This is a genomic window from Brevundimonas sp., assembly GCF_046295075.1.
Lineage (GTDB): Bacteria > Pseudomonadota > Alphaproteobacteria > Caulobacterales > Caulobacteraceae > Brevundimonas.
On record NZ_JBKBOC010000002.1, the window covers coordinates 72,090 to 84,223 of the forward strand.

Genomic DNA, 12,134 nt, shown 5'->3' on the forward strand with positions numbered 1-12,134 from the left:
CCTCCGGCTCAGGTTGGGTTTTTTAGCCGACGCGGTGGACGATGGTCTTGATGGTCTCGGCCTTGGTGGGCAGGTCGGCGGCGAGGCGCGAGGCGATCTCGCGGGCGCCGACGGGATAGGCGTCGCCGCCATCGGCGATGGCCCGGGCCTTGGCGGCGGCGTCGAGCAGCAGTTTCTCCAGCGCCTCGATCTCTTCCAGCGCCAGGGAATGCGCCTCCATCTGAAGGCGTTTGACGCGGTCGGCGGTGGTCTCTGGCGCGCGCATCAGATCATAGACGGCGGATTCGCTCTCGACGATCCGCAGGTCGGGCTTGGTGTCGGCGCTGGTCTTCTTGGTCATGGAATCGGGTCCACAGCAGGAGCTGAAAGTCGAAGGTGAACGCGATCCCGTCACACGTCGAGCTTGGCCGTAACGGTTGTGGCGGCGCTGTGGCCGCCACGCATCGCTTTTGGATCGATCAGAGCTCGGGCGCGCGGGCCGGGACCATGGCCGGGGCGGCGACGGGGGCCAGGACGCCGCCGGCGACCGCACGCAGCGGCGAGCGCGGCGTGTGCAGGACGGCGGGATTGACGCTGACGCCTTCCTGGACCGGGGTGACCAGATAGCCCTTGGCGGCCAGGGCGTCGCCCGAACGGACGCGCGAGGTCCAGACGACGATGGGCGCGGCCAGCAGTAGCGGCAGAACGATCGGGGCGAACCAGGTGGCCAGGTCGGGGCGGACGCACAGCGGGATCATGAAGCCGACGCCGACGATCATCTGCCAGCGCATGGCGCGGAACGCATCGGACCAGGCCAGGCCGTCGGCCTCGCGCTGCTGGGTCGACCAGCCGGTGTCGTGACCCGAGACGATCTGGATGAAGGCCTTGGTGTTGGCGACCATCAGGATGGGGGCCAGGATGGCCGACAGGGCGATCTCGGCCGCCATGCCCTTGGCGATGGCGCGACGGCCGCCGAAGGCGCGCAGCTCGGCCGGACGGCTGAGGACCAGGGCGGCGCCCATGAACTTGGGCCCGATCAGCAGCACGCCCGACAGGAAGGAGGCCAGCATGAACGGCGTGAACTGGGGGTTCAGGATGTAGAAGAAGCTGGACCAGTCGACCGGATAGAACATCTGGATGAACAGGCCGACCATCAGCGACGCCAGCCACAGAGGCGAGGACAGATAGGCCATGCAGCCCATGGCCAGTTGCAGGCGGCTCATCGGCGACAGGCCCTTGGCGCCGATCAGGCCCAGGTGTTGCAGGTTGCCCTGGAACCAGCGGTGGTCGCGGCGGATGAAGTCGGTGATCGACGGCGGGGTCTCTTCCCACGATCCGTCCAGGGCGGCGGTGACGTGGACGGCCCAGCCGGCGCGGCGCATCAGGGCGGCCTCGACGACGTCATGGCTCATGACGTGACCGCCGAAGGGCTTGCGGCCCTTCAGGTGCGGCAGGCCGCAGCAGGCGGCGAAGGCGCGGGTGCGCAGGATGGCGTTGTGGCCCCAGTAGCTCGATTCCGAGCCGGTCCAGTAAGCGAGACCCGCTGCGGCGACGCGGCCGTACAGGCGCACCGAATACTGAGACACGCGGGCGAAGATGGTGCGGGCCTTGATGATGACCGGGGCGGTCTGGATCAGGCCGACGCCGGGATTGCGTTCCATTGCGTCGACCATGCGCAGCAGGGTCTCGCCGGCCATGGTGCTGTCGGCGTCCAGGACGATCATGTTCTCATAGGCGCCGCCGAAGCGACGGACCCATTCGGCCAGGTTGCCGGCCTTGCGCTCGGCATTGTCGGTGCGACGGCGATAGAAGGCCTTGGAGTTGGCGGCCATGCGGAACGACTGGAACACCGAACGCTCGGCGGCGGCGGCGTCTTCCTTGGTCGAATCGCTGAGCACGAAGATGTCGAAGGCCGAGGACGCGCCCAGGCGGGCCAGCGAGCCGTCGATCATCGCCAGGCGGGCGAAGGAGGCGCGGGCGTCTTCGTTATACAGCGGCATCAGCAGGGCCGTGCGGGTGCGCGGCAGGGGCGGGTGCGGCGAGAAGGCCAGGTCCGCCTGGTCCTTGCCGCGCAGCATGACGAAAAGACCCATCAGGCCGCTGATGAACCAGCAGGAGATGGCGGTGATCAGGACCATAAAGATGCCGAAGGCCAGAATCTCGGTCCCGTCCCAACCCTTGCGGGCATACAGGTAGAAGGGCGTGATGGCCGACAGGCTGGTCAGGGCGATGGTGCCGGCCAGCAGCATCATGCGGCGCATGGCGACGGTGCGCGGCGAGGTCGCGGGCGTCACGTCGGCGACGGCGTCGGGTGCGCTCAGAGACTGAACCGGCATGGCCAGCGGCGCCTCGTCGGGCAGCCACGACCAGCTTGGCGTGTGAGCGCCGTGGATCGTCGTCTCGATATCAGCCTGTTCGACAGGCCGGATCGCCAGCTTGTTCATGCCGCTCTGGACGCCCCCGTGTGAACCGGATGTCCTCCCGAGGGCTGGGGAAGACGCGGAGTGCTGCACTGCAACACGAAATGCATAATCGATCACATTCGCGCGATTTTCAATCACGCAATGTTGATCAGGGCAAAAAAAGAGGGGGAAAATTTACAGCGGAGCTTCGAACGCGGCGGAAGACGGGCGCGGGGCCGGCGATTCCGTGGCGACCGACAGCAGTTTACGATCCAGAGCCCAGGCCGCAACCCCCACCCAGCACACCAGGACGATGGCGTAGATTCGCTCCCACCAGCCGACATTGGCGTCGTTGACCGTGCCGGGGAAGACCAGATGCTTGGTCAGGACCGTCAGAATCGCCATGACGACGAAGGTGACGGCCAGGAAGATCTTCAGGCGCGGCAGGTCGCGGCGCCTGGCCAGGCCCCACAGCAGAAGGACAGGGGCCAGCTGGATCCCGAGCGCCAGGTTGATGACCATGTGGCGCGGGTCGGGCCAGGGCCACAGGGTCGAGGCCGACATGCCTGCCCCCGCCAGCACGAAGACCACGGCGATGACGACCCCGGCGACGCGCGCCCCGGTCAGGGCATAGACGGCCAGACCGAAACCGATGCCCGCCAGCGCCGCCATGACGCCGGCGACGAAGACCCCGCCGTTGAAGATCATCGGCGCACGCGCCGTCGCCCCGCCCAGTTCGCTGAGATACTGGGTCGCGTTGTTGAAGCCGGGGTAGGCCAGGATGGCGGCGGCTACGACGGTCAGGGCCAGAAGCGGCGCGGCGACGCCCACGCCCAGCAGGCGACGGCGGCGGTGATAGCGCAGCCGGGGCTTGAGCAGGGCCTGGAGGTCCAGCGGCCAGGGCCGATCGTCCAGCGGCTTCAGCCCCCACAGAGGCCGGATGGCGGGAATGCGCCGCACGACCTCATAGACCGCCAGGCTGCCGACGAAGGTGATGGCGATCAGGGACAGCAGTTCGATCGGCGCCGGAAGATTGGCCGGGCGGATGATCCAGACCGCCGCCACCAGCACCGTCTGGTGCGCCAGATAGAAGGGGAAGGTTGCCTGAGTCAGATAGTTGAGCACCGGCCCGCCCCGGTCGCGCAGATGCTTCGAGCCGAAGCCCAGGATGGCGACGATCACCGCCCACTGGTCGATGCCATAGACCACGGCCTTGGGCACGCCCCAGAAGGCGCGGCCGCCCGGATGCCAGACCTGGATCATCATGATCGGCAGGGCCACCGCCGCCAGGGCCAGGGCGACCCAGCGATAACGCTCCATCGTGCGCCACAGGCCCTCGCGCCGGACGATGCTGAAGCCGAACAGGAAGGCGACCAGCGACAGGGCGTGATTGTACCAGTCGTTGTGCAGGGTGTTGGTCAGGCCGAACCAGGGGAACAGGCCGATGCGGATGGCGATCAGATACAGGATCGGCAGGATCAGCAGCCACGGCCCCCTGAGCGCCTTTTCCAGTCCGTCGCCCAGCCGCTCGATCAGGCCCGGCACGCGCCACAGCAGGACGGCGACCAGGCTGTACACCGCGATATAGACGATGAACCACAGGTGGTTGACCGGGACGCCGTCGGCGAGGCCGCTCCAGCTGAACTCATGTCCCAGCCAGGCGACATAGCCGGAGACGCCGCCCGGCCAGCCGCCCTTGTCCATCGACTCGATCCAGGACTGGATCGGCACCAGAACCAGAGCCCCGAAGATCAGGGGCGGAACCAGCCGCGCGAACCGCGTGCGGGCGACCTGGCGCGGAGTGCGCCTGAAGGTCATGAACCGCAGCGCCGCGCCCGACACCAGGAACAGCAGGGTCAGCCGCCACGGATTGGTGATCAATATGGCTTCGCGCATCCACTCGAAGGTGTGGGCGCTGTGGATGTGCCAGTCGTAGACCCCGTAGACCAGGCCCACATGATACAGGATCAGCAGGCCGAAGGCGCCGATCCGGATCCAGTCCAGATCATAATGGCGCACGGACGGGGATACGGACGGGTTCACGGCCGCGTCTATGATCCCGACACGGTCGTCGCACAAGTCGCCGTTTCGACGCGCCTGCCGCTGTCGATAGGGGAAAACCCCAGTCGATCCGCTCATCCGATCCTGCCAGCCTTGGGGCCTGGCTTTGAAGGAGACTTCCAATGAGCGACAGTCAATCCAACGGCGTTTCGGGCGTGTCCGGCGCGAACGGCGCGGATCGCGCGGATGAGGCGCGGGCCGCAGCCGAAGCCATGGCGGCTTCGCCCGCCCAGGCGGCGGCCGAGAGCGCCGTCGAGACGGCCACCAGGGCGATGGGCGTGGTCGACCCGCATGCTCTGGCCCAGGCGGTGATGCAGACCCCGGTCGAGATGCGTCAGGCGGTGATGGCGGCCGTCGAGCAGAAGCTGAATGTCTTCGACAACGCCAAGTTCGAGGCGGCGATGGCGGACCTGTCCTTCGCCCCCTATGCGGCGGCGCCGGATGTGACGCCGCGGGCGTGGGAAGGTTTCAATGTCAGCGTCGGGGCCGAACTGGGCTTCGCCCAGCCCAATGTGACGGCCCAGTTCGGTGGAGCGAACCCTGGCGTCAGCATGGGGCTGGACATCGGCGCCTCCGTACGCGGCGTGGGCGCAGCGATCAGCACCGAGAACGGCGTCGCGACCTACAGCGCCCCGCTCTCGCCCGGGGGACTGGTGACGGGCGTCTTCAGCTCCACCCCCGGTCCCGAAGGCGCCATCGACCGGCTGGGCGTCCAGGTGGGCAGGGGCGTGACCTTCGGCGGCGCAGTGGATCGCGGGTCCAGGGAGCCAAGCGCCAGGGGCGAGGGCGCCTGGCGCGATCGCGACGAGACCGGGCGAACCATAGCCGCCGGCTCCAACCATGTGCACTCCGGCACATCCGAATTCGGACAGAAGGTGACCAGCACTATCCAGAATCCGGACGGGACCAAAACGACCTATTCGACGTCTCGTGTCGCCAATGACCCCAACCATCTGGACAGCCTGATCTACGGCCGCCGTTAGGGCGGGATCAGATTTCGGCGACCTGTTCGAGACCCAGCGCCTTCAGCGTCGCTGTGATGGAGGCGTCCTGTTCGGCGCGGTACAGGGCCATCTCGTCCTGGACCGGGCGGCCCAGAGCCTGTTCGAACTCGGCCTTGGCTGGATCGACGGCGTAGGCGGCGGCGCGGGCCTCGGACCCCAGGTTGGACTGGAAGATGCCGGCGGCGCTGACGGGCAGGAAGTCTTCGTAGGTGATCGGCTCGGCGACGACGTGGCCCAGGGCGATCAGGGCGTCCAGGTCGGCGGTCTCTGCGCGCGTAGCCAACCCTTGCGGCGTCGCGCGATAGCGGAACCAGGCCAAGTCGCCGCGTCGCAGGGCGTCCCAGTCGTCGGGCAGGGCCGAAAAGTCTTTGGACGCCAGAGCTGTGTCATACAGCGCGCGCCCGGCGGGGGTCAGGGCGCAGCCGCGCTGTTCGATCTCGCCGAAACGGGCGGTGTGGGTTCCGGCAGTGGTTCCCTCTGCACCTGGGAAGGCGATGGCCTCCTCCAGCGCCTTGAAGCTGGTCTGGCGCAACAGGATGGGACAGGCGCGGGCGGGCGGGCCCTCGATGGTTTCCTTCGGCGTGATGCCGCGTTCTGGCATGGCCGCCTGGGCCGCGTCGATGTCGAGCGTGCGCGGCGTCAGGTGGTTGATGTGCGGCCCCTTGAAGCTGACCACGTCGGCGATCAGGCGGTGGGCGGCGACCAGCCGTTCGTAGGTTTCGGCGCTGACCGTCGCCTGGGCGTGCCAGCGGAAGGTCTCCAGCAGTTCGGAGACGAACCGGTCGGCCTGGTCCTCGTCCAGTCCGCCTTCGGCCTCGGCCGTCGCGATCAGGTCGCGCGCGCCGGGGGTGAAGATGTCGCGCCGCGTCAGGGTCTCGGCCGCCTCCGCCCGCAACGCCTCGTCCGCGATCAACTCCAGCCGCAACAGGGAGCAGAAGACCCGGAACGGATTGCGCGCCAGGGCCGCCGGATCGACGGGGCGGAAGGCGGTCGAATGCACCGGCACCCCGGCCGGGGCCAGATTGTAATAGCTGACCGGCGCCATCCCCATGACCGCAAAAGCGCGAGCGATGGTGGCCAGTTCGTCGGCCGTGCCGACGCGGATGGCGCCGTGACGTTCCTCGGACAGTCGCGCCAGTTCGCCGGACGCCGCCAGCCGGCCCGCGCCCGCCGCATCGGCCTTGATCGCCTGGGCGTTGATGTCGGCCACCAGCGTCAGCAGGTCGCCATATTGCGGCACCTCGGCCCGGTACATGGCGGACAGGGCGGCCGAGAACCGGCTGCGGATCTCGTCAGGATGGACGAAGGCGGACATGAGCGCTCCCACTTTTCGGCGATCCATAGGCCGGTCGGCCGCCGGTTGGAACCCGGCGACCGCATCGAACGTCAGGCGTCGACGCCGACCCCGATCGGGCAGACCACGCCGGTCCCGCCGATGCCGCAGTATCCGGCCGGGTTCTTGGCCAGATAGCCCTGATGATAGGCCTCGGCGTAGAAATACTCGCCGGCCGGTTCGATCTCAGTGGTGATCGCGCCGCGTCCCGCCGCCGTCAGGGCCGCCTGATAGGCGTCGCGCGAGCTTTCGGCCTCGCGCTGTTGGTCGGCGTTCAGGGTGTAGATGGCCGAGCGGTAGGTGGTGCCGATGTCGTTGCCCTGGCGCATGCCCTGGGTCGGGTCATGGTTCTCCCAGAAGGCCTTCAGCAGTTCGGCATAGGTGATCACCTTCGGATCGAACACGACCTTGACCACTTCGGTGTGGCCGGTGCGACCTGTGCAGGTCTCTTCATAGGTGGGGTTCGGCGTGATGCCGCCCGAGTAACCGGCCGAGGTCACCCACACGCCCGGCAACGACCAAAAGATCCGCTCCACGCCCCAGAAGCATCCCATGCCGAAAATGGCGGTCTGGAAACCCTCGGGATATGGCCCTTTCAGCGGGTTGCCGCTGACGAAATGGTTTTCGTCGGTCGCCAGGGCCTCGGCGCGGCCGGGCAAGGCCGTCTCTGCGGTCGGTAGTTCGGCGCTTTTCTTGAACAACATCGGGGGCTCCTCGGACGAAAAATGACTTCGACGCCTATATGGGGACGTCAGAGGCGCTTGCCGAGGGGGCGAGTGTGTTCTATCAGGCCCGCCTCCCGCCGGATCGACCTCCGGCGGCGCGCAAGACGTGGCGTGAAACGGACAGGTGGCGGAGTGGTCGATCGCGCACGCTTGGAAAGCGTGTGTAGGTGAAAGCCTACCGAGGGTTCGAATCCCTCTCTGTCCGCCACGCCGTCCTCCGCTAAACGACAAGTCTGCGAGAGCAGGGAAATACCCCCGACATTCCGGCGCGTTACCGCTTGGGCTTTGCCCAGAGCGCGTCTCTGCGCGCCTTCAGCCCTCCCCAAAACCGCATCAACCTGACGCCAGTCTCCAGTTTCGAGAGGCCAGTCCGTTTTCGGCCGTTGCCTGTTTACAGGGAAATACAGGGAAATCCGGCCAGAATCACTTGTTCAGCCGAAGTTCCAACTAACGCCCGAAGCCCGGCGTGCCGGGCTTCATACGATGAGAAAGGGCGAAATTCCCTTGGGAGATAACAGGGAAAATAATCGCACGGAACAGGGAGCTTCTTTCTGGGATCAGGGAATTAAATCGACCGGATCAGGGATGGCCTCACGCGTCAGGCGGCGAACATCGCCCGCTGCTCATCCCAGTCGAGCGGCAGGCCACGATGCATGATGGCGTAGAGCGAGAGGGCCTCGGGCGCTGTCCCTTCGAGGACGGCCTGTTTCAGATCCGGCGCCAAGAACGCCACTCGAAGCATCCGCGAGGCGTAGGACTGGTTGAGCTTTTCCTCGTCCGCGATCGTGTCGAGGGTCGTGCCCTCGCCACCGATCAAACGCCGCTTCCAAGCCTCTGCTCGCACAAGCGCCGAGCTCAGGGCGGGATCGATAGATTGGCGGGTAATAGCCGGTCCACCGCCCGGACCGACCATGGCGATGCCGCCGCCTCGATTGAAACGGAGCGAAAGGCGCAAGAGCGGAGCGTTTCTGTCTCGCTCCAGCTGCCCGAGCCTGAGCTTACCCTGGCTGGTGACGACGTTCGCGTCGCAACGTGTCTGGTCCAGCCGCACGACCAGTTCATGCCGATGAATCTCCACACGATCTATCAAGTCCCGCACCTTGAGCCAGTCTTCGCCATCGTCGGCGTTCGCCAGAAGTGGAGCGATCGCCTCGCGGACCATGGTCTCGATGACGGGGGCAGGGACGCGCTTGTGCACGCCGGCTTCGTCAGGCCTGCCCCGCTGAGCCACGCATGAGACGTAGTAGCGATAGGTTGCGCCACCCTTTCGCGAGGCGCTGACCGGCGACATCAAATGTCCGGCGCTGTCGTAGACCAGGCCAGTAAGAGGCGCGCCGCGATGCGGCGGTCGGGCCTTGCCGGGCTGCCGACGTCGTACGCTTAGGTCTAGAAGCGCCTGGGCGGCCTCAAAAGTCTCCCGGTCAATGATCCCAGGATGCTGCCCAGGATACACGGCGTCTTTGTGAGGGATGTCGCCGACGTAAATCGGGTTGCGCAGCATCTGGTAGAGCACGCCGCGAACGAGCGGCACGCCGCCTTGGTCGTCACCCGCTCTGTTGATCCACCGCTTGGAAGTCACGCCGCGCGCCTTCAGCTCTGCGACCAGCTTGTTGACCGATTTGATCTCGAGGTAGCGGGCGAACATCCATCGCACCTCCTCCGCCTCTGCAGGATTGGTCGTGAGCGTTCGTCCGTCGGGATCGTAGCCAAACACCGGCCGACCTCCCATCCAAAGGCCCTTCTTCTTGGAGGCGGCGATCTTGTCGCGGATGCGCTCGCCGGTGACCTCACGCTCGAACTGGGCGAAGGACAGCAAGACGTTGAGCGTCAGCCGGCCCATGGACGTCGTAGTGTTGAAGGCCTGGGTGACGCTGACGAAGCTTGAGCCGGTCCGATCGAGTACATCCACGATCTTCGAGAAGTCGGCGAGGGATCGAGTGAGGCGGTCGACCTTGTAGACGATGACCACGTCGATCTTCTTGGCTTCGATGTCGTCCATCAGGCGGCGCAGCGCCGGACGATCCAGGTTGCCGCCGGAGTAACCGCCGTCATCGTAGATTTCAGGCAGCAGCGTCCAGCCTTCGCCCGCCTGTGACATCACATAGGCGGCGCAGGCGTCGCGCTGGGCGTGGAGGGAGTTGTAATCCTGCTCCAACCCTTCCTCGGTGCTCTTGCGCGTATAGATGGCGCAGCGGATCGTTCGGCTCGGCTGCATTAAGCGGCCTCCTCGCGCAGGCCAAAGAAGCGCGGCCCATTCCACCGAGAGCCCGTGATCTGACGAGCGATCGGAGAGAGGCTGGCGAAAGTCTGACCGTTCCAGACGTAGCCGCCATCGACCACATCGACCTGATGGCGCTCCCCCTTCCATTCACGCTCCAGCCGAGAGCCCGGTTTGAAGGCGGCAGTCCGAACCGTCGGCTTGTAGCCCGGCCGGTGACGACTGGCAGTTTTGCTAAGCCGACGATCTAGGTCGTGGTTCGAGCCATGCGCGCGCAACTGAAGACGCTCGGCGAGAAGGTAGCGCAGGACATTGGCGGATCGGAGGGGCGGCGGCCCCTCCTCAAACTGTTCGCACCAGATGCTGCGTAGAGCATCGATCCTTTGCCGTTCAAGAGTGGCGATGAGCGCTTTGATCTCGCTCATCGGGCGGCGCCGTCTTGCGATAGACTCCAGCGGCGAACGCCGTCGATGCGGTTGCTGGCGATCTTGAGCCCGCGTTTGCGCAGGGCGCCCGCCATGGCGCCGCGTACTGAATGCGGCTGCCAGCCCGTGGCGTCCATCATCTGCTTCATGGTCGCGCCGTCGGAGGCTTTGAGTAGCCCGGAGAGAAGGTCCAGCTTTGACACGCGCGGCACCGTGTCCGTGGTCACGGCTGTGAGGGTGGTGGTGGTGTTAGTCATGTCATTCTCGGTTCAACAGGGGCGGTTTGCCTCCTACTGAGCCGAGCCCGGCTGGCCGGGCGGAACACGATCAGTAGCGCTCTGATCGCAGCATTAGTCCAGTTGATTTAAGCCGAAAAATCTTCCGGCAGGAGGCCTTGTCGGCTTCATTCCTCACACCCATCTTTTCGTAACGAGCTGGCAGCACATGGGTCTCGACCCGCAGAGCACTCAGCGACTTTCCCCTAACCCCCGGCGTCCGCCGCACGTGCTTTTGCACGCGCTTGCGGCTGCCTAACGGAAGGAGAGCCGTCATGGTCTCTGCAAAACCCGCGCGCCTCGGCGCACCCGAACTGCCATTCGACCTCCAACTTGTCATCGAGCATCTGCCCATCGCAGACTTGGCTGCTGGTGGCCGCAAGCTACGACTGCATAAGAAGCAGGACATCACCGCCCTAGCCAACGCCATCCGAACGTTCGGCTTCCTTGCGCCCGTGATCATCGATCGGGACAACAAGATCGTCTCTGGCAACGGCCGCATCGAAGCGGCGCGCCAGCTTGGCATGACGCACGTGCCCTGCATCCGTGCCATCCACCTCGACGCCGCCAAATTGAAGGCGTTTCGGATTGCCGAGAACCAACTCAGCCAGTTGGCAGGGTGGGACACTGAAGCGCTGGGCCTCGAGCTGAAAGAACTGTCCAACCTCAAACTGGACTTCAGCCTGGAGGTGACTGGGTTCTCCGCGGCCAAGATCGATACGCTCATCCTCGAGGGCGACCGAGGAGGCGAGAACGCTGATGTGTCGCCCGATCGTCCGACGTCACCCGTGAGCCGGCTGGGCGATCTTTGGCTCCTGGGTGATCACCGTCTTTATTGCGGGGATGCTACGGATCCGGCGAGCTTCGACGTTCTGCTTCAAGGCGAACAGGTTCGGACCGTCTTCACGGACCCGCCCTACAACGTCGCGGTCGACGGGCACATTACCGGATCGGGCCATCATGGGGAGTTCGTGATGGCATCTGGAGAGATGACCGATGCCGAGTTCACCGAGTTTTCGGTCAAGGCAATGGCCAGAGCGAGTGAACATCTGATGCCAGGCGGACTGCTGTACTGGTGCATGGATCATCGACATATTGCGAACACAATTGCCGCAGCATCCGCGACCCAAATGGAGATGCTCAACCTTATTGTCTGGGACAAGGTTACGGGCGGCATGGGCAGCTTCTACCGCTCGCGCCACGAGCTCATCTTTCTCTTTCGCAAGGCGGGTGGCTCGCATCTAAATCGGGTTGAACTTGGCAAGCACGGCCGGAACCGTGCGAACGTCTGGGCCTACGAAGGCGTCAATGGGTTCGGCGCCAAGAAGGCCAAGGCCCGAGAGATGCATCCGACGGTCAAGCCCATGGCGATGGTGCGAGACGCTCTATTGGACAGCTCTGCCAGAGGGGATGTCGTGCTGGACTTGTTTAGCGGCAGCGGGACGACAATCATTGCTGCAGAACAGAGCCGGCGTCAGGGCAGGGCGACCGAGCTCGATCCGGGGTATGTGGATGTCGGCGTCATTCGTTGGCAGGACTATACCGGCTTCGAAGCCCGCTTAGCCTCAAGCGGAAAGACCTTCCGGGAAGTCCGCGCCGAACGGCAGCAGACGGCGCTGACCCTCGCAGTATCTAACCCGGACATACCTGCCATAACTGCAGTCCTGCCTGCTGCACGGGTCCGGACGCGCGTTCGCGCGGCCGCGGCGTAG

Annotated in this window: 10 protein-coding genes and 1 tRNA gene; 3 read left to right on the plus strand and 8 right to left on the minus strand. The window is 65.6% G+C overall.

Annotation, left to right across the window (positions count from 1 at the left end; genetic code table 11):
- Window positions 1-22: 22 nt before the first annotated feature.
- From ACK4MH_RS02360 to ACK4MH_RS02370, 3 genes are all read right to left on the minus strand, one after another.
- On the minus strand, window positions 23-340 hold the full coding sequence (locus ACK4MH_RS02360) for a hypothetical protein (protein ID WP_409714189.1): 318 nt from the start codon (window positions 338-340) through the stop codon (window positions 23-25).
- 118 nt (window positions 341-458) lie between these two features.
- Window positions 459-2,423, minus strand: coding sequence for a glucans biosynthesis glucosyltransferase MdoH (mdoH, locus tag ACK4MH_RS02365; protein ID WP_409714191.1), 1,965 nt, complete (start codon window positions 2,421-2,423; stop codon window positions 459-461).
- Between the two features lie 153 nt (window positions 2,424-2,576).
- A complete protein-coding gene (locus ACK4MH_RS02370; RefSeq protein ID WP_409714194.1) occupies window positions 2,577-4,424 on the minus strand; it encodes an acyltransferase family protein in 1,848 nt (615 codons plus the stop codon).
- A gap of 140 nt (window positions 4,425-4,564) precedes the next feature.
- Here ACK4MH_RS02370 and ACK4MH_RS02375 point away from each other — a divergent pair, with 140 nt between their 5' ends.
- On the plus strand, window positions 4,565-5,425 hold the full coding sequence (locus ACK4MH_RS02375; protein WP_409714197.1) for a hypothetical protein: 861 nt from the start codon (window positions 4,565-4,567) through the stop codon (window positions 5,423-5,425).
- A 7-nt stretch (window positions 5,426-5,432) separates the two neighbouring features.
- Here the strand turns inward: ACK4MH_RS02375 and ACK4MH_RS02380 are convergent, their stop codons facing one another.
- Together ACK4MH_RS02380 and msrA are read right to left on the minus strand one after the other, a co-directional pair.
- Window positions 5,433-6,761: a VOC family protein gene (locus ACK4MH_RS02380; protein ID WP_409714200.1), complete on the minus strand. Its 1,329-nt coding sequence runs from the start codon at window positions 6,759-6,761 to the stop codon at window positions 5,433-5,435.
- Window positions 6,762-6,832: 71 nt separating this feature from the next.
- Window positions 6,833-7,483, minus strand: a complete 651-nt coding sequence (msrA, locus tag ACK4MH_RS02385) for a peptide-methionine (S)-S-oxide reductase MsrA (RefSeq protein WP_409714204.1) — start codon at window positions 7,481-7,483, stop codon at window positions 6,833-6,835.
- Between the two features lie 139 nt (window positions 7,484-7,622).
- Between msrA and ACK4MH_RS02390 the strand changes: the two genes are divergently transcribed.
- A tRNA-Ser gene (locus ACK4MH_RS02390) sits at window positions 7,623-7,712 on the plus strand.
- Between the two features lie 390 nt (window positions 7,713-8,102).
- Here the strand turns inward: ACK4MH_RS02390 and ACK4MH_RS02395 are convergent.
- Genes ACK4MH_RS02395 through ACK4MH_RS02405 form a run of 3 tightly spaced genes read right to left on the minus strand, consistent with a single transcriptional unit; the run spans window position 8,103 to window position 10,404 of the window.
- Window positions 8,103-9,719, minus strand: a complete 1,617-nt coding sequence (locus tag ACK4MH_RS02395; RefSeq protein ID WP_409714207.1) for a recombinase family protein — start codon at window positions 9,717-9,719, stop codon at window positions 8,103-8,105.
- Window positions 9,719-10,147, minus strand: coding sequence for a DUF2924 domain-containing protein (locus tag ACK4MH_RS02400; RefSeq protein WP_409714210.1), 429 nt, complete (start codon window positions 10,145-10,147; stop codon window positions 9,719-9,721). Before ACK4MH_RS02400 ends, ACK4MH_RS02395 begins: the two co-directional genes overlap by 1 nt.
- On the minus strand, window positions 10,144-10,404 hold the full coding sequence (locus ACK4MH_RS02405) for a DUF3489 domain-containing protein (protein WP_409714213.1): 261 nt from the start codon (window positions 10,402-10,404) through the stop codon (window positions 10,144-10,146). The genes ACK4MH_RS02400 and ACK4MH_RS02405 overlap by 4 nt, the downstream gene beginning before the upstream one ends.
- 293 nt (window positions 10,405-10,697) lie before the next feature.
- Between ACK4MH_RS02405 and ACK4MH_RS02410 the strand changes: the two genes are divergently transcribed.
- Complete coding sequence (locus tag ACK4MH_RS02410; RefSeq protein WP_409714216.1) at window positions 10,698-12,134, plus strand: site-specific DNA-methyltransferase; 1,437 nt, start codon at window positions 10,698-10,700, stop codon at window positions 12,132-12,134.